14 protein-coding genes and 1 pseudogene are annotated in these 16,999 nt (G+C 71.4%); 1 reads left to right on the top strand and 14 read right to left on the bottom strand.

Going from position 1 to position 16,999, the window contains the following annotated elements; all coding sequences use genetic code 11:
• Positions 1–3: 3 nt before the first annotated feature.
• The 9 genes and pseudogenes from ABZ865_RS13875 to ABZ865_RS13835 form a co-directional block, all read right to left on the bottom strand.
• Positions 4–618 carry a response regulator transcription factor gene (locus ABZ865_RS13875; protein ID WP_361228779.1) on the bottom strand — a complete coding sequence of 205 codons (615 nt, stop codon included), beginning with the start codon at positions 616–618 and terminating at the stop codon, positions 4–6.
• Positions 615–1,808: a histidine kinase gene (locus tag ABZ865_RS13870; protein WP_361229688.1), complete on the bottom strand. Its 1,194-nt coding sequence runs from the start codon at positions 1,806–1,808 to the stop codon at positions 615–617. The genes ABZ865_RS13875 and ABZ865_RS13870 overlap by 4 nt, the downstream gene beginning before the upstream one ends.
• A gap of 5 nt (positions 1,809–1,813) precedes the next feature.
• Positions 1,814–2,554, bottom strand: a complete 741-nt coding sequence (locus ABZ865_RS13865; RefSeq protein ID WP_361228776.1) for an ABC transporter permease — start codon at positions 2,552–2,554, stop codon at positions 1,814–1,816.
• A complete protein-coding gene (locus ABZ865_RS13860) occupies positions 2,551–3,480 on the bottom strand; it encodes an ABC transporter ATP-binding protein (protein WP_361228773.1) in 930 nt (309 codons plus the stop codon). The genes ABZ865_RS13865 and ABZ865_RS13860 overlap by 4 nt, the downstream gene beginning before the upstream one ends.
• A gap of 179 nt (positions 3,481–3,659) precedes the next feature.
• On the bottom strand, positions 3,660–6,062 hold the full coding sequence (locus ABZ865_RS13855) for a hypothetical protein (protein WP_361228770.1): 2,403 nt from the start codon (positions 6,060–6,062) through the stop codon (positions 3,660–3,662).
• 155 nt (positions 6,063–6,217) lie between these two features.
• A complete protein-coding gene (locus ABZ865_RS13850) occupies positions 6,218–6,634 on the bottom strand; it encodes a DUF6113 family protein (RefSeq protein WP_361228766.1) in 417 nt (138 codons plus the stop codon).
• On the bottom strand, positions 6,631–7,560 hold the full coding sequence (gene mshB, locus ABZ865_RS13845) for an N-acetyl-1-D-myo-inositol-2-amino-2-deoxy-alpha-D-glucopyranoside deacetylase (protein ID WP_361228763.1): 930 nt from the start codon (positions 7,558–7,560) through the stop codon (positions 6,631–6,633). The genes ABZ865_RS13850 and mshB overlap by 4 nt, the downstream gene beginning before the upstream one ends.
• A 9-nt stretch (positions 7,561–7,569) precedes the next feature.
• Positions 7,570–7,943 (bottom strand): annotated as a pseudogene (locus ABZ865_RS13840) (ATP-binding protein); the annotation flags it as partial.
• Between the two features lie 459 nt (positions 7,944–8,402).
• The gene (locus ABZ865_RS13835) at positions 8,403–8,597 is read right to left on the bottom strand and encodes a hypothetical protein (RefSeq protein ID WP_361228760.1); all 195 of its coding nucleotides are present in this window, start codon (positions 8,595–8,597) and stop codon (positions 8,403–8,405) included.
• 198 nt (positions 8,598–8,795) lie between these two features.
• Here ABZ865_RS13835 and ABZ865_RS13830 point away from each other — a divergent pair, with 198 nt between their 5' ends.
• Entirely contained in the window at positions 8,796–10,934 is a 2,139-nt protein-coding gene (locus ABZ865_RS13830; protein ID WP_361228757.1) for a prolyl oligopeptidase family serine peptidase, read from the top strand.
• Positions 10,935–11,063: 129 nt separating this feature from the next.
• On the opposite strand, the gene ABZ865_RS13825 is transcribed toward ABZ865_RS13830, so the two are convergent.
• From ABZ865_RS13825 to ABZ865_RS13805, 5 genes are all read right to left on the bottom strand, one after another.
• Positions 11,064–12,158 (bottom strand): dipeptide ABC transporter ATP-binding protein, encoded by a 1,095-nt coding sequence (locus tag ABZ865_RS13825; RefSeq protein WP_361228754.1) that lies wholly within the window; start codon positions 12,156–12,158, stop codon positions 11,064–11,066.
• Complete coding sequence (locus tag ABZ865_RS13820) at positions 12,142–13,125, bottom strand: ABC transporter ATP-binding protein (RefSeq protein ID WP_361228751.1); 984 nt, start codon at positions 13,123–13,125, stop codon at positions 12,142–12,144. The genes ABZ865_RS13825 and ABZ865_RS13820 overlap by 17 nt, the downstream gene beginning before the upstream one ends.
• Positions 13,126–13,388: 263 nt before the next feature.
• Positions 13,389–14,372: an ABC transporter permease gene (locus tag ABZ865_RS13815; protein ID WP_361228748.1), complete on the bottom strand. Its 984-nt coding sequence runs from the start codon at positions 14,370–14,372 to the stop codon at positions 13,389–13,391.
• The gene (locus ABZ865_RS13810) at positions 14,365–15,288 is read right to left on the bottom strand and encodes an ABC transporter permease (RefSeq protein WP_361228745.1); all 924 of its coding nucleotides are present in this window, start codon (positions 15,286–15,288) and stop codon (positions 14,365–14,367) included. Before ABZ865_RS13810 ends, ABZ865_RS13815 begins: the two co-directional genes overlap by 8 nt.
• A gap of 6 nt (positions 15,289–15,294) precedes the next feature.
• Positions 15,295–16,932 (bottom strand): ABC transporter substrate-binding protein, encoded by a 1,638-nt coding sequence (locus tag ABZ865_RS13805; protein ID WP_361228742.1) that lies wholly within the window; start codon positions 16,930–16,932, stop codon positions 15,295–15,297.
• Positions 16,933–16,999 lie beyond the last annotated feature (67 nt).

Here is a 16,999-nt window from a genome sequence, read left to right as displayed (position 1 = left end):
TCCTCACAGCCACCCCTTCTCCCGCGCGATCCGCACCGCCTCCGCACGGTTCCGTACCGCCAGCTTCTGGATGGCCGTGGAGAGGTAGTTGCGGACCGTGCCCTGGGAGAGGTGGAGGGCCTGGGCCAGCTCGGCGTTGGTGGAGCCGTCGGCGGCCGCGCGCAGCACCTCGCGTTCGCGGTCGGTGAGCGGGTTGGCGCCCTCGGCCAGGGCCGCAGCGGCCAGGGTGGGGTCGATGACGCGCTCGCCGCCCAGCACCTTGCGGACGGCGTCGGCGAGTTGGGCGGCGGGGGCGTCCTTGACGAGGAAGGCGTCGGCGCCCGCCTCCATCGCGCTGCGCAGATAGCCGGGGCGGCCGAAGGTGGTGAGGACGACGAGCTTCACGCCGGGGTGCTCCCGGTGCACCTGGGCCGCCGCCTCGATGCCGGTGCAGCCGGGCATCTCGATGTCGAGCAGCGCCACGTCCACGCCGTGCTCGCCGACGGCCGCCAGCACCTGGTCGCCGCGGGCGACCTGGGCGACGACCTCGATGTCGTCCTCCAGGCCGAGCAGGGCGGCCAGGGCCTCGCGGACCATCGACTGGTCCTCGGCGAGAAGGACCTTGATCGTGCTCGTCATGCCCCGGATCCTACGTCCGCCGAAGCGGCCGTAGGCACCCGGGCGACCAGCCGGAACCCGTGCTTGACCCGCCCCGCCTCCAGGGTGCCGCCGGCCTTCTCCAGGCGCTCGGTGAGCCCGGTCAGACCGTTGCCGGGGCCTTTGCCGTTGCCGCCGGATCCGTTGTCCTGGACGGTGAGTTCGAGGACCGGGCCGTCCAGGGTCTGGCGGTGCAGCAGCTCCACCGCGCACCGGTCGGCGCCGCTGTGCCGGACCACGTTGGTGACCGCCTCGCGCAGCGCCCAGGCGAGCGCGGACTCGGCCTCCTCGGGGACTCCGGCGAGGTCCTGTTCGCCGGGCAGCTCGGCGACGACCCCGGCGGCGGTCAGCGCGACCTGGGTGCCCGCGAGTTCCGCGGCGAGGCGGGGGCGGCGGTAGCCGGTGACGGCCTCGCGGACGTCGACCAGGGCCTGCCGGCTGACCTGTTCGATGTCGGCGACCTGCTGGGCCGCCTTGTCGGGGTGGTCGGGGAGCATCCGGCCCGCCAGCTCGCTCTTCAGCGTGATCAGCGACAGCGAGTGCCCCAGCAGGTCGTGCAGGTCGCGGGCGAGGCGCAGCCGCTCCTCGTTCGCGGCGAGCTGGGCGACGGTGGCACGGGCCTTGCGCAACTCGATGGTCGTACGGACGAGTTGGCCGACGCCGGTCATCGCGAAGCCGATCAGCACCACCAGCAGGACCAGGCCGCGGGCCTCCTTCTCGCTGGAGTGCAGGCCCACCAGGTACATCACGGCCCCCGTCGCCGGGATGGCCCAGTAGGCCGCCCGCAGCGGCAGGGTGGCCCCGCTGGCGACGGACAGGTAGACGAACAGGCCGAGCCAGGCGCTGCCGAGGGTGTAGGCCAGCACGGGGGCGAGGATGCCGAGGACGGCCAGCAGGACCACGACGACCGGGCCCGAGAACGGCCGGCCGATGTTGCGGAAGACCAGCGACAGGTAGACCCCGACGAAGGCGGCGAGGCCGAGCGCACCGGCCACGGTGGCGCCGGTGGTGTGATGGCCGCTGACCAGGTCGTGGACCGGCGAGCTGAGGAAGACCAGCCAGACGCCGATCCACAGCACCTTGACCGTCAGCTCACGCCGGTTGCGGGGCGGCCAGCCGATCCGCACCTCGTGCCGCGGGGGCGTCCGGCCGGTCAGCGGGTCTTCCGTCATCGTGCTCACGCCTTCAGCGTGTCCTTCCGGTACAGCCAGGCCGCGCCCCCCGCGAAGAGGACGAAGTAGACGGCGAGGATGGCGACGTCGGTGGCGTGCGGGGCCTGGCTCTGTTCGATCGCCCTCCCCAGGGCAGCGTACGCGTGGGTGGGCAGCCACTTGGCGATGTCCTGCAGGATCTGCGGGAAGCTCGTCGACGGCATCCACAGGCCGCCGAGGATCGACAGACCGAAGTAGATGATCATCGTGATGGGGCGGACCGCGTCCCCGGAGGCGACGTACCCGATGGCCACGCCGAGCGCGGCGAAGACCAGGCTGCCGGCCCAGATGACCCCGGTGAGGGCGAGCCACTGCCAGGCGTCCAGGCGTACGTCCTTGATGGCGGCGGCGGCCAGGAACACCACGATGATGGACGGCAGGCTGACCACGGCCGCGCTGGCGGTCTTGGCGAGGACGTAGCCGCGCCCGGGCAGCGGGGTCAGCCGCAGCTGCCGTACCCAGCCGCTCTCGCGTTCCTTGGCGATGCGCTCGCTGTTGCCCATCAGAACGGCGGTCAGGGCACCGAAGGAGGCCATGGAGACCATCAGGTAGGTGGCGACGGTCAGCCCGGTGCCGTCGACCTTCTCGTTCGAGCCGGAGCTGCTGGAGAAGATCAGGTAGATGAACGAGGGGTAGAGCACCGAGAAGAACAGGAACTTCTTGTTGCGCAGGGCACGGGCCAGTTCCAGCTTGATGAGGCTGTTCACGACTGCTTCGCCTCCTCGGCGGCGGTGATGGCGACGAAGGCCTGCTCCAGGCCGAGCCCGGCCACTTCGAGGTTGCGGGGGTAGACACCGAGGCCGTACAGGGCGTGGACGGTCGCGTCGGCGTCGGAGGACTGGATGCGGACGGTCTGGCCCGATACATCGATGGAGGTGAGGAAGGGCAGGCCGCGCAGGGCCGCCTCGTCGATCTCGCCCTCCAGGTCGAAGGAGACCCTGCGGGCCCCCGCCTTGGCCTTGATCTCGGCGGCGGTGCCGTCGGCGAGGATCCGCCCGCGGTGCAGCACGAGCACGCGGTCGGCGATGGCGTCGGCCTCTTCGAGGTAGTGGGTGGCGAAGAGGACCGCGCGGCCCTGGTCGGCCTGCTCGCGCATGGTGGCCCAGAAGGCCTGGCGGGCGGAGACGTCCATGCCGGTGGTCGGCTCGTCCAGGACGATCAGGTCGCTGTCGCCCGCGGTGGCGAGCGCGAAGCGGACCCGCTGGGCCTGGCCGCCGGACAGCTTGTTGACCTTGCGGTCGGCGATCTGCGTGATGCCCGCGTGGGCCATCACGTCGGCGGGCTTGTACGGCCTCGGGTGCAGCGAGCAGGACAGCTTCACCAGCTCCGCCACGGTGACCTCGTCCATCAGCCCGCCGCTCTGCAGCATGGCCCCGACCCGCCCGGCGACGATCGCCTCGCGCGGGCTGGTGCCGAACACGCTCACCGTGCCGGCGTCGGCGTGCTTGAGGCCGAGGAGCAGGTCGAGGGTGGTGGACTTGCCGGCCCCGTTCGGGCCGAGGAGGGCGACGGTCTCGCCCGGGTACAGCCTCAGCGAGAGGCCGTCGACGGCCCGGACGCTGCCGTACGTCTTGGTCACCTGGTCGAACCCGACCACCGGGGTGGTGGTGGGCGGTGCCGCTGTCGTTGTCATGGCGTCCATGCTCCCGGCGCGGGCCGGGTGCCCGGCAGTGTCGGCGGTCCTGACTGCCGGATGACAGATGTCATGCGGATCGGGTGACACCGGATGACACGGGTGACACCGGATGACACCGGGTGACACGACGGCGGGGGCGCCCGGTGGACGCCCCCGCCGTGTGGTCGTACGTGCTCCTAGCTCGGGTTCGTCGGGATGACCGCGACCCGGTTGGTCTTGCTCAGCAGTGCCTGGCGCAGGGCGACGTAGACGTCCTGCGGCGTGACGGGCGTCTTCTTGCCGGTCGCCCGGGTGATCAGCACGCCGTCGAACGTCTTGCCGTACAGCTGCTTCAGGGCGGCAAGGTCGGGCTTGTCCGTCAGCTTGCCGTCAGGCGTGGCCGCCACCCTGAGGAACTTCCACAGCGAGTTCTGCGGACTCATCGGGATCGAGTGCGCCGCGTCCGTCATCACGGTCACCCTGTCCGACATCGCGGGCTCGGCGAACTCCTTCATCTCGCGGTCGACCTCGGCGTTCGAGACCGTCGGCTGCTTGGTGGTCGTCGGCACGGTCACCGGGGCGGCCGTACCGGTCTCCACCAGCGTGCGGTACGCCTGCTCGACCGCCTGGGTCGACTGCGCCGCGTCGATGGCCTTGCCCGCCTTGCCGTACACGGGCACGGCCTTGCCGGACCGGAACGTGATGCCGCCCTCGGTGACGGAGCCGGAGCCGCCGCCGGTCTGCTGGAGCGCGGCCTGGAGCTTCTCCTCGTCCACCGGCATGACCGGCTCGATCTCCCGCTTCTGCCCGAAGAGGGAGCCGATCACGGAGACAGGGTTGTAGTCGCTCTTCGCGGCCTCGCCCACCGTGGCCTGGAAGTCGAACTGCAGGCCCGCGTTGTCCGGGGTGAGGGAGACCGTGCTGCCGCCCACGGCCAGCTTCAGCGGCTTGTTGACCCGGTCGCCGAAGGCGTCGTCGAGCTTCTTGACGGCCTCGTCACGGGTGCCGCCGCCGATGTCCACGCCGAGCACGGTGGTGCCCTTGGGCACGTCGGTGTGGTTCATCAGCAGCCCGGCGCCGTAGGCACCGCCCGCGATGACGACCACGCCGACGGCGAGCAGCACGAGCTTGCTGCGGCCCTTCTTCTTCGGCTTGGCCTGGGCCTTGGGCGGCGCGGCCGCGGCCGGCCTGGGCGCCGTGTGCGGGACCGGGCCGTCGGGGTGCGTGCCCGAGCCGAACGGGGCACCGCCGGCGGCCGGGACGACCGGGATGCCGCTGGTGACGGTGTGGCCGGAGACGTTGTCCGGGGCGCGGTAGCCGGGTCCGCCCGGCTCGGGGGCCGGGACCTGCGGGGTGAGGATCGCGGTGTCGTCGCTGAGCCCGCCACCGGGGCCGAGACCGCCGGGGGCCGTGCCCGGACCGGCAGGCGCGCCGGGGCCGCCGGGAAGGTCGAGGTCGGTGAGGGCGCTGCGCGGCGCACGGGCCGGACCCGCCGGGCCGCCGAAGGGCTCGCCGACACCCGCACCGAAGTCGAAGTCACCGCGGCCGTCGGCCGGCGGGGCCAGGGGGCTGTCGCCGGTGACCGGGCCGGTGGTCGGGCCCGCGGGGCCCTGCGGGCCGCCGGGGCCGCCGGGGCCGTTCGTCCCGCTGAACCCGCTGGGGCCGCCGGGCCCGCCGGGGACGCCCGCGCCGCCCACACCGGAGGCACCCGGGGCACCCGGGGCACCGAGGTTGCCCTGGCCGCCGTTGCCCGAGAAGTACGGCAGGTCGTCGCGGCTGGGCTCGCCCTCACCGTTCGCGCCGGAACGGGAGCCGCCCAGCGAACCGGCGGCCAGTGCCTCGGTCACGTCGAAGGAGCCGGTGCCGCCGCCGTGCCCCGGGGCGACGGGGCCGCCGGTGGCGCTGGGCAGACCGGAGCCCTTCGCACCGCCCGGACGGGAGGCGCCGGGGCGGCCCATGGAGCCGACGACGCCACCGGGCCGGCCGGCGGGACGTGCACCGGTGGCACCGGACGCGTCCGCGCCGCCCGGGGCACCGGGGGCACCGGGGCCACGCGTGCCGCCCTTGGGGGCCGCACCGCCTGTGGCGCCCGTACCGGCCGCGCCGCCCGAACCGTTCGGCCGGGCGCCGGAGCTGCCGGCCGCGGCGGCCGAACCACCGCTGATCCCGGCCCCGTTCGTGCCGCCGGCGCCCGGACCGCCCTTGGGCGTGCCGGACTTGCGGGGCGCGAACCAGTCGCTGGCGGGCTTCTCCTCGGCCTTCGCGGCGGGCTCGGCGGGCGGCTCCACGGTGCCGGTGGGCGCTGGTGCGGCGGGCGCCGGCCGCGGCTCGGCGGCCTTGTCGTCCCCGGCGCCCTCGGCGTCACCGACGGGCTTGCGCACGACGACCGGCGGGATGGGCCGCGATCCGGGGATGTTGATCCGGATCCGGGTCGTCAGCGTGGTCTCGGTCTTCTTCTCCTCCGGCTGCGTGCTCGAACGGCCCGCGTTCGCACCGGCGTCGGTAGCCATGGGGGTCCCGTACGGCGGCGTGCCGGAGGGGTATGCGGCTCCGCCGCGCCCGTTGGGCCCGGAGGACGGAGTGTCAGTTTCACGACTCAAGGCAGGTTCTCCCGGTTGGCTCCGCCGCCCGTCACGACCTCAGCGGGCATCTCGGCGGCGCGCACCACCATACTGGCCACGTCTGGCGCGTATCCCATGACCGCTGCGGAAACCCACACCGGACTCGCACGCGCGCCGCACGGCGAAGTGGTACGTCACTTGCCAAGTCGGGCAGGACCGCCCCCGGACTGACGCCCGGGGCCCATGGTGGCGCAGATCACAGCGACGGCCATCCCGCCGAGCAGGAAGAGGTACGAGCCTCCGCCCGCGCCGAACAGGAAGTCCCCTTCCGGACGGGCGGCGGTGAGCAGCAGGACGGTGACGACCCAGCCGACCACCGGCGCGACCGCCCCGGCGCGACTGCCCAGCGCGTACGCCCCGCCCAGGAACAGCCCGGCCGCGCCCGCGAGGGCGAGCAGCAGCCCGCCCGGGAACCAGGCGGCCTGCACCAGTGATCCCGCCAGCGCCACGACCGCGCCGAGCAGGAACAACCCCAGGTAGACGGCGATCCGCCCGGCCGAGGGCCGCTGCAGGGGCTGGGCGAGCATCGAACCGCGTCCGTCGCTGCTCATGACGCCTCCTCGACGGGGACACCGGGGATATCGGGGGCGCCGGGGACACCTGCGAACAGGTCGGTCTCGATCCCGGCTCCGCTTCCGTCGGGCCGCGCCTCGCCGCGCACCAGCTCGTAGTACTCGGTGGTGAACAGCGGCTGGGCCAGGTCGTTGGAGAGCGCGAAGTACGGCTCCGCCACGGCGATCTGGGTGACGTGGGCGCGCATCGCGGCGGCCTTGGCGGCGGCGTGGGCGGTGCCGTCGATCGCGGTGGTGACACGCTCGTCGTCCACCACGCCCGGAAGGTCGTCCACCGTGCCACTCTTTTCGAACGGCAGCGCGGACACCTCGTTCTGGAGGCCGCCCTGAAGCTCGTCCTGGAGGCGGGCGAAGGCCTCCTCGGCGACGGAACGCGGGATGCGGTTCCAGTAGACCTTGTCCATGACGTGCCCCCGCTCGGCCGCCAGCTCGACGGCCCGCATGGCCACGCGGTGGGCCTGGATGTGGTCCGGGTGGCCGTACCCGCCGTTGTCGTCGTAGGCGACGAGAACCTGTGGCCTGACCTCCAGGATCACCTCGGTGAGGGACCCGGCGGCCTCGTCCACGTCGGCCTGCCAGAAGCAGGCGGGGTCGTCGTTGTCGGGCAGCCCCATCATCCCGGAGTCGCCGTAGCGGCCGGCGCCTCCGAGCAGCCGGACGTCCGTGACGCCCAGCTCGCCCAGGGCCGCGACCAGCTCACCGCGCCGGTGCGCGCCCAGCGCGGCACCGCTCAGATGCCGCAGCTCGGGCGGGATGACCTCCCCGCGCTCACCGAGAGTGCAGGTGACCAGGGTCACATGGGCGCCCTCGGCCGCGTACTTGGCCATGGTCGCGCCGTTGTTGATCGACTCGTCGTCCGGGTGCGCGTGCACGAGCAGCAGACGCCGGGCGGGAAGTTCCGTCATGGGACCACCCTACGAGGCGGACGCCGCCGGTCCAGGACTCGGGCGCGGACCCGGCGGCGGGAGGCGCAGTTCGGCCCACACGGTCTTGCGCGGGAACCGCCCCTCGGCGACACCCCACCGCTCCGCGAGCGCGTCCACGAGGAGCAGGCCCCGGCCGGACTCCGCGTCCAGGGCTGCCATACGCCCTGGAGGGGCACCCGCAGCTCGGGCAGACGGTCACAGCGCGTGTCGGTCACCTCGATACGGAGAGTTTCGCGGATCACGTACAGCGTGAGACGGAAGCCGCGCCCGGGGAGCCGCCCGTGCGTGGCCGCGTTGGCCGCCAGCTCGGCCACGACATGGGCCGCCGCCTCGTGCGGAAGGCCCCAGGCAACCAGCCGGTCGGTACTGCCGTGGGGCGCTCCGATGGCGCCTTCAACAGTCGGCCCATCTCCGACCCCAAACACCTGCGCGGCCCTTGGGCCCGCTGCGTCGCGGGCCGGTACTGAGGGACGCGGTCGCGCCTCGCCAGCACGCCGGGCCGGCTTGGCGGCTGACGACCGGAGGGGGGCGGGTCTGTGACCCCATGAGTCACATGTGCCGCACACACCTCTCCCGTCCTCCCCTCGTCCGGTGATTGGTGGATCTGGGCCAGGACGCAGAGGGACAGTCGCAGGTCATGCCTGCTCCCGCAGGAGGGCACCTGCACCCCGTGGCCCATTCCTGCCAATCACCCCCCGGTGTGATGGAAGGGGCGGCCCTCCCCAGCGCGCACCCACTCCGCCCTGCCGAGAAACGGGCGGCCCCACGGCAACGCATCAACAGCGGCCGGCTCAAGCCCCGTCGGCGGTCGGCTCAGCTCCTCAGAACTTGATGCTGCCGATCATGCTCGCGACGTTGGTCGTCAGCTCGTTGATCGTGGGGGCGACGGTGGAGGAGGCCAGGTAGAAGCCGAGCAGGACGCACACGACCGCATGACCGCCCTTCAGTCCCGACCTCCTGATCAGCAGGAAGACGATGATCGCCAGCAGCACCACCGCCGAAATCGAGAGTGCCACGGCGGCTCACCTCCAAAGATCCCAGGGATGCGGGGGGTTCGGACTATGGGGGATGTAACTTCGGTACTCAGTACAGCCGACGCACGCGCGCGTCGGCAGGTTGATACCCACTCAGCGGTAGTGATCATAACTATCCGTGCTCGCGCATAGCTCGGCGCACTGCCGCACAAGGGGGCGCATGGCCAATATGGTCAGGGTATGACGACCGAGGTTGACTCCTTCCCCCGCCGGCACGCCCGAACGCAGCGGTTCACACTCGGCGCGCCGCGTGCGTTCACCGTGGCACCGGACGGTTCGCGTGTCGCGTTCCTACGTTCGAGTTCCGGCACGGACCGGGCCAACTCCCTCTGGATCCTGGACCCGGAGGACGGCTCGGAGCGCGTGGCGGCCGATCCCGGTGTCCTGCTGGGGGGTGTCTCCGAGCACCTGTCGCCCGAGGAGCGGGCGCGCCGGGAACGCAGCCGGGAGGGCGGTGCCGGCATCGTCGGCTACGCCACCGACACGGCCGTGGAGTTGGCCTCTTTCGCCTTGTCAGGGCGGCTTTTCGTGGCCGAGCTGCGGGCCGGGACGGCGCGTGAACTCGAGGTCCCGGGGCCGGTGATCGACCCGCGTCCGGCGCCCGACGGGCGGCACGTCGCATACGTCGCCCAGGGCGCGCTGCGCGTGGTGGACGCGCAGGGCGGGAACGACCGGGCGCTGCTGGAGAAGGAGGAGGAGCAGGTCGGCTACGGCCTCGCCGAGTTCATCGCGGCCGAGGAGATGGGGCGTTCGCGGGGCTTCTGGTGGTCCCCGGAGTCGGACCGGCTGCTCGTGGCGCGGGTGGACGACACACCAGTGCGGCGGTGGTGGATCGCGGACCCGGCCCACCCCGAACGTGAGCCACACCACGTGGCGTACCCGGCGGCGGGGACGCCCAACGCGGACGTACGCCTGTTCGTGGCCGGCCTCGACGGGACGCGCACGGAGGTCCTGTGGGACCGGACGCGGTATCCGTATCTGGCTCGTGTGCACTGGTCAGAGGCCGGGGCGCCGCTGCTGCTGGTGCAGGCCCGGGACCAGCGCAGCCAGCTGTTCCTGGCGGTGGACCCGGACTCCGGGGCGACCCGGATGGTGCACGCGGACGAAGATCCAACATGGCTGGAACTTTTCGCCGGGGTGCCGTGCTGGAACCCGTCCGGTCAGCTCGTGCGGATCGCCGACGAGGGTGGCGCGCGGGTGCTGTCGGTGGGCGAACGCCCGCTGACCGGGCCCCAGTTGCACATCCGTTCGGTGCTGGACGTGTCGGCGGACGACGTGCTGGTCACGGCCTCGGCGGGCGAGGCGGCAGAGGCCACCGAGGCGCCGGAGATCGGCGAGATCCACGTCTACCGGGTCAACGAACTCGGCGTGGAGCGCGTGTCTCAGGAACCCGGCGTGCACTCGGCGACGCGGTCCGGGAACGTGACGGTGCTGGTGTCCGCGACGCTGGACAGCCCCGGGACGCGTGTCCAGGTGCTGCGTGACGGGAAACGGACGGCGACTGTCACGTCGTACGCCGAAGATCCTGGTATGTCCCTGCGGGTGACCCTCAGGGAGGGGGGCGCACGCCGAATTCCGTGCGCCGTGCTTATGCCACGGGACTACCACGGCGACACGCCCCTGCCGGTGCTGCTCGACCCCTACGGCGGCCCGCACGGCCAGCGCGTGGTGGCCGCGCACAACGCCCACCTGACCTCGCAGTGGTTCGCCGACCAGGGCTTCGCGGTGATCGTCGCCGACGGCCGGGGCACCCCGGGCCGCTCGCCGGCGTGGGAGAAGGCGATCCGGGACGACAAGGCGGCCATGGTGCTCCAGGACCAGGTCGACGCGCTGCACGCCCTCGCCGAGGAGTTCCCGCTGGACCTGGACCGGGTGGCCATCCGGGGCTGGTCCTTCGGCGGCTATCTGGCGGCGCTGGCGGTGCTGCGCCGCCCGGACGTCTTCCACGCGGCCGTGGTCGGCGCCCCGGTCACCGACCTGCGCCTGTACGACACCCACTATGAGGAGCGCTACCTCGGGCACCCGGACGAACAGCCGGAGGTCTACCGCCGCAACTCGGTGATCGACGACGCGGGGCTGGTCGACCCGGCGGAACCGCACCGGCCGATGATGATCATCCACGGGCTGGCGGACGACAACGTGGTCGTCGCCCACTCCCTGCGGCTGTCCTCCGCCCTGCTGGCCGCCGGCCGTCCGCACGAGGTGCTGCCGCTGTCCAGGGTGACCCACATGACCCCGCAGGAGACCGTCGCGGAGAACCTGCTGCGGCTGCAGCTGGACTTCATCAAGCGTTCGCTGGCCCAGCGTTCGCTCGCATAACGCAGCAAACCGTCGTGAACTGCGTTAACACGCAGGCAACTTCACGGAAGCGGTACCGATATACGGACACGCGAGGGTGAACAGCGTACGGCCGTGCGGGTGCCGTTGAACGGGCCGGGGTGCGCCATGTCATCCCGGCCCGTTGCCGTTGCCCGACAGCTCTTCCGGAGGCACGACTTCCGGGGGCACGACCCGCTTCTCCTCCGCGAAGAGGCATGCCGAGTCGTGCGCCGCCGGGCCGGAGACGTCCGCGAGTACCGCCGGGACCGCCAGCGGCGGGACCTCCAGCGCGCAGCGCTCCTGCGCCTTCCAGCAGCGGGTGCGGAACCGGCAGCCGGAGGGGATCAGGGTCGGCGAGGGCACGTCCCCGGTGAGGATGATCCGCTCCCGGTGTTCCCGGGCGTCGGGGTCGGGGACCGGGACGGCGGACAGCAGCGCCTGGGTGTAGGGGTGCGTGGGGTGCTCGTAGATCTCCTCTTCCGTGCCGATCTCCATGATCCGGCCGAGGTACATCACCCCGACCCGGTCCGAGATGTGCCGGACGATCGACAGGTCGTGCGCGATGAAGACGTACGACAGGTCGAACTCCGCCTGGAGGCGGTCGAGCAGGTTGATCACCTGGGCCTGGATCGAGACGTCCAGGGCGGAGACCGGCTCGTCGGCGACGATGATGTCGGGGCGCAGCGCCAAGCCCCTCGCGATGCCGATGCGTTGGCGCTGGCCGCCGGAGAACTGGTGCGGATAGCGGTTGACGTACTCCGGGTCGAGGCCGACCACGTCCAGCAGTTCCTGCACCCTGCGGCGCCGGTCGCCCTTCGGGGCGACCTCGGGGTGGATGTCGTAGGGCTCCCCGACGATGTCGCCGACCGTCATGCGGGGGTTGAGGGAGGTGTACGGGTCCTGGAAGACCATCTGGATGTTGCGGCGCACGGCCTTCAGGGCCCGGCCGGACAGCCGGGTGATCTCCTCGCCCTTGAACCGGATGGAGCCGGCCGTCGGCCGTTCCAGGCTGCAAAGCAGCCGCGCCACGGTCGACTTGCCGCATCCCGACTCGCCGACGATACCCAGGGTCTCGCCCTTGGCGAGGGTGAAGTCGACGCCGTCGACCGCCTTCACCGAGCCGACCTGCTTCTTGAAGAGGATCCCCCGCGTGAGCGGGTAGTGCTTGACGAGGCCGCTGACCTCCAGGATCGGCTCGGTGACCTGCTCAGTGGTCGCGGCCATGCAGGCACTCCCTCCAGAAGTGGCACGCGCTGCCCCGGTCCTCGGAGACCTCGTAGAGCGGGGGCACGTCCGTGTGGCAGACGTCCTGGGCCATGGGGCAGCGGGGGTGGAAGGCGCAGCCGGGCGGGATGTTCATGAGGTTCGGCGGCAGGCCCTTGATGGCGTACAGCTGCTGGCCCTTCTGGTCCAGGCGCGGGATGGAGTCCAGCAGGCCCCGGGTGTAGGGGTGGGCGGCGCTCTTGTAGATGTCGTGGACGGGCGCCGACTCGACGATCTTCCCCGCGTACATCACCGCGATCCGGTCGGCGACGTCCGCGACGACGCCCAGGTCATGGGTGATGAGGATGAGCCCCATGTCGTACTCGCGCCGCAGCTCCGCGAGCAGGTCCATGACCTGGGCCTGGACCGTGACGTCGAGGGCGGTGGTGGGCTCGTCGGCGATGATGAGGGCCGGCTCGAGTGCCAGCGCCATGGCGATCATGATGCGCTGGCGCATGCCGCCGGAGAACTGGTGGGGGTAGTCGCGCACCCGCTGGGCGGCGCCGGGGATGCGCACCCGGTCCATCAGCTCGACCGCCCGGGCCCGCGCGTCCTTCCTCGACATGCCCCGGTGCACGACGAACATCTCGCCGAGCTGGTCGCCCACGGTCATCACGGGATTGAGCGCGGACAGCGCGTCCTGGAAGATCATCGCCATCCCGGCGCCCCGGATCCCGCGCCGCTGCTCCTCCTTCAGCTTCAGCAGGTCCCGGCCCTGGAAGAGGATCTCGCCGGCGGTGATCCGGCCCGGCGGCATGTCGAGGATGCCCATCACGGCCTGCGCGGTGACCGACTTGCCGGATCCGGACTCGCCGAGCACCGCCAGCGTCTCCCCCGCGTCGACGGCGTACGACACCCCGTTGACGGCCCGCGCGATCCCGTCCCTGGTCCGGAACTCCACGTGCAGGTCGCGTACTTCGAGCAGCACGGCGCCGTCACCTCAACTTCGGATCGAGGGCGTCGCGCACCGCGTCGCCCAGCATGATGAAGGCCAGGACAGTGACCGCCGGCGCGCCGGAGGCCCAGAGCAGCGCATCCACCGGCCCGGACCTCCCCCACCCCACCCCCCGGACAGCGCCCGCGACTCCACCACGCCCACCCCTCGACCGACCCCGCCGACCACCCGAGCCATCCCGCTCCCCGGCCCCGAAACCCACGCCCGGATCACCCGCTTCACACAGCACCACGCCCTCACCTCAACTTCGGATCGAGGGCGTCGCGCACCGCGTCGCCCAGCATGATGAAGGCCAGGACGGTGACCGCCAGCGCGCCGGAGGGCCAGAGCAGGGCGTGCGGGGCGTTGCGGATGTAGGGGGAGGCGGCGGAGATGTCGATGCCCCAGGAGACGCTGGGCGGCTTCAGGCCGACGCCGAGGTAGGACAGGGTCGCCTCCAGCGCGATGTAGGTGCCGAGCGCGATGGTCGCGACGACGATCACGGGCGCCACCGCGTTGGGCGCGATGTGCCGCAGCAGGATGCGGGAGTTGGAGGCGCCGAGGGCGCGGGCGGCCTGGACGTAGTCGTTCTGCTTGGCGGTGATGACCGAGCCGCGGGCGATTCGGGAGATCTGGGTCCAGCCGAGCAGCACCATGAACCCGATGACCGGCCAGACCGTGTTGCTGGTCACCACGGAGAGGAGGACGAGGCCGCCGAGGACGACCGGGATGGCGAAGAAGACGTCGGTGATCCGGGACAGGACCGAGTCCCAGACGCCGCCGAAGTAGCCCGCGAGGCCGCCGAGCACCGACCCGAGGAGCGCGACCCCGAGCGTGGCGCACACGCCCACCGTGACGGACGCGCGGGCGCCGTACACGGTCCGCGTGTAGACGTCGCAGCCCTGGCCGTCGAACCCGAAGGGATGGCCCGGCTGGGAGCCCTCCTGGGACTTGGCCAGGTCGCACTTGAGGGGGCTGCCGGGGGCGATCGCCGAGGGCCACAGGGAGATGAAGACCAGGAAGAGGATGACCAGCGCGGAGACGACGAAGACCGGGTTGCGGCGCAGGTCCCGCCAGGCGTCGGACCACAGCGACCGGGGCTTGGCCCCAGGTCCTGTGCCCTCAGGACCGCCGGGGGTCTTCTCCAGGGTGCTGGCCTCGCTGGCCGCGAGGTCCATCGCGCCGCCCATGCCGGTGCCGGCGATCGCGCCGCCGTCGGGCTCGTACGGCTGTTCAGGCATACCGGATCCTCGGGTCGAGTACGGCGTACAGCAGGTCCACGAGCAGGTTGGCGACCAGGAAGACCAGCACGAGCACGGTCACGAAGCCGACGACGGTCTGGGTGTTGTGGCGCAGGATGCCCTGGTAGAGCTGGTAGCCGACGCCGTGGATGTTGAAGATCCGCTCGGTGACGATCGCGCCGCCCATCAGCGCGCCGATGTCGAAGCCGATGAAGGTGACGACGGGGATCAGGGAGTTGCGCAGCAGGTGCCGGACGACGACCCGGCGGCGGGGCAGCCCCTTGGCGACGGCCGTACGGACGTAGTCGGAGCGCTTGTTCTCCGCGATGGACGTGCGGGTGAGCCGGGTGACGTACGCGAGCGAGACGGAGGCGAGGACCAGGCCGGGCACGAGCAGCTCGTCGAAGGTGCCGTTGTGGACCGAGGGGCTGATCCAGTGCCATTTGAGGCCGAGCAGCAGCTGGAGCAGCAGACCGGTGACGAAGGTCGGGACGGAGATCACCACGAGGGTGAGCAGCAGGACCGACGTGTCGACGGGCCGCCCGCGTCTGAGGCCGGTCACGACGCCGAGCGTGATCCCGACGACGATCTCGAAGAGGATCGCCACGATGGTCAGCCGGATGGTGACGGGGAACGCCGTCGCCATCAGCTCGGTGACCTTCTGGCCGTTGAACGCCGTGCCGAAGTCGCCGGTGAAGACGTGCCCCATGTAGGTGAGGTAGCGCTGTGGGAAGACCGGCTTGTCGAGCCCGAACTCCTTCCGGAGCTGGGCGGCGGTCGCCGGGTCGCAGGCGCGCTCGCCGCACAGCCCGGCGATGGGGTCGCCCATCACGTTGACCATGAGGAAGATCAGCAGGGTGGATCCGACGAACACCGGGATCATCTGGAGCAGTCGCCGGACGACGTAGCGTCCCATGGCGGGTCAGCTGACCCTGATCTCGTTGTAGACGGGGACGCTGAACGGGTTGAGCGCCACATGGGACAGCCGCTCGGAGTAGCCCGCGCTGCCGTTCTGGTACCAGAGCGGGATGGCGGCCATGTTGTCCCGCACGATCCCCTCGGCCTTCTGGAAGGTGGCGATGGCCTTGGCCTGGTCCGTCTCGGCGTTGGCCTGGTCGACGAGGCGGTCGAAGTCCTTGTTGGACCACTTGCCGTCGTTGGAGGAGGCGTTGGTGTAGTACAGCGGCTGGAGGAAGTTCTGGATGAGCGGGTAGTCCATCTGCCAGCCGGCGCGGAACGGGCCGCTCATCCGGTGCTGCCCGATCTGGTTGCGGAAGTCCGCGAAGGTGCCGACCGGGTTGCCGACGCAGGCCCGGTCGTTGCCGAGGGCGTTGTTGATCGAGTTGCACACGGCGTCGATCCACTCCTTGTGCGAGCCCGTGTCCGCGTTGTACGTGATCTTGACCTGGCCGCCGGGGAGTCCCCCGCCTTCCTTGACGAGCCGCTTGGCCTCGGTGGGGTTGTAGTCGCAGGCGGTGCCGCACAGGCCGGCCCGGAAGCCGCCGTCCGGGCCGAGCACCGGGGAGGTCCAGTCGGTGGCCGGGGTGCGGGTCTGGCGGAAGATCGTGTCGGTGATCTGCCGACGGTTGATCGCCATGGACAGGCCGGTGCGCACCTTCTCCGAGCCCGGCTTGTTCCACCTGGGGTCGTAGTACGGGAAGGCGAGGGTCTGGATGATGCCGGCCGGGGTGTTGATGTAGCGGTCGCCGAGGTCGCCCTTGACGTTCCTCAGCTGGGCGGCGGGGATGTCGTCGACGAGGTCGAGGTTGCCGGCCATCAGGTCCGTGTAGGCGGTGTTGCTGTCCGTGTAGACCCTGAGCGTCACTCCGCCGTTCTGGGCCTTGTCGGGGCCGGGGTAGGCGTCCCACTTCTTCAGGGCCATCTGTGAGCCCCTGGTGTAGGACTCGATGGTGTAGGGCCCGTTGCCGACCGGCTTCTTCAGCCAGGCCGCGTGGTCGGTGAAGAAGGCGCGGGGCAGCGGGGCGAAGGCGGCGTAGCCGAGGGTGTCCGGGAAGCTGGAGAACTTCTGGTCGAGCTTGACGGTGAAGGTGTGGTCGTCGACGACCTTGAGGCCGGACAGGGTGTCGGCGCTCTGGCTGCCGCCGGCGGGGTGGACCTTGTCGTAGCCCTGGATGTAGCCGAAGAAGTACGCGTTCCGCTGGTTGTTCTTGAGGCTCGCCCCGTAGTTCCAAGCGTCCACGAACGAGCGGGCGGTCACCTTCTCGCCGTTGGAGAAGGTCCAGCCGTTCTTGATCCGGACGGTGAAGTTCTGCGAGTCCGGGGTGTCGATGCTCTGGGCGAGCATGTCGGTGGCCTTGCCGGTCTTCGGGTCGTACTTCTTCAGGCCCCGGAAGATCATGTCGAGGACCTTGCCGCCCTGGACCTCGTTGGTGTTGGAGGGCTCCAGCGGGTTCTGCGGGTCGCCCCAGGAGGAGCTGAGCACCGCGGTGCCGACCGCGCCGCCGCTGCTCGAGCCGTTGCCCCCGCAGCCGGCGACGGCCAGCGCGACCGCCACCGGCAGCGCGCCGGCGGCCCATCGGGCGTGCGTGACTCCCCGCATGCGTGCCTCCTCCGTGCTCACCTCGCGATCACTGATCATTACCGGCCAATATCGGGTTATATGGCGC

The sequence above is a fragment of the Streptomyces sp. NPDC047085 genome (assembly GCF_040643735.1).
In the GTDB taxonomy this organism is placed as follows: domain Bacteria; phylum Actinomycetota; class Actinomycetes; order Streptomycetales; family Streptomycetaceae; genus Streptomyces.
Note: the sequence above shows the minus strand (reverse complement) of the source record. Positions and strands in the feature narration are given on the sequence as shown.

Bases quoted from the DNA above. Each gene is read 5' to 3' on its own strand.
- ABZ865_RS13805 (WP_361228742.1), bottom strand. From the start codon at position 16,932: ATGCGGGGAGTCACGCACGCCCGATGGGCCGCCGGCGCGCTGCCGGTG.
- ABZ865_RS13825 (WP_361228754.1), bottom strand. From the start codon at position 12,158: ATGGCCGCGACCACTGAGCAGGTCACCGAGCCGATCCTGGAGGTCAGC.
- ABZ865_RS13810 (WP_361228745.1), bottom strand. From the start codon at position 15,288: ATGGGACGCTACGTCGTCCGGCGACTGCTCCAGATGATCCCGGTGTTC.
- ABZ865_RS13830 (WP_361228757.1), top strand. From the start codon at position 8,796: ATGACGACCGAGGTTGACTCCTTCCCCCGCCGGCACGCCCGAACGCAG.
- ABZ865_RS13875 (WP_361228779.1), bottom strand. From the start codon at position 618: ATGACGAGCACGATCAAGGTCCTTCTCGCCGAGGACCAGTCGATGGTC.
- mshB (WP_361228763.1), bottom strand. From the start codon at position 7,560: ATGACGGAACTTCCCGCCCGGCGTCTGCTGCTCGTGCACGCGCACCCG.
- ABZ865_RS13850 (WP_361228766.1), bottom strand. From the start codon at position 6,634: ATGAGCAGCGACGGACGCGGTTCGATGCTCGCCCAGCCCCTGCAGCGG.
- ABZ865_RS13815 (WP_361228748.1), bottom strand. From the start codon at position 14,372: ATGCCTGAACAGCCGTACGAGCCCGACGGCGGCGCGATCGCCGGCACC.
- ABZ865_RS13870 (WP_361229688.1), bottom strand. From the start codon at position 1,808: ATGACGGAAGACCCGCTGACCGGCCGGACGCCCCCGCGGCACGAGGTG.
- ABZ865_RS13860 (WP_361228773.1), bottom strand. From the start codon at position 3,480: ATGACAACGACAGCGGCACCGCCCACCACCACCCCGGTGGTCGGGTTC.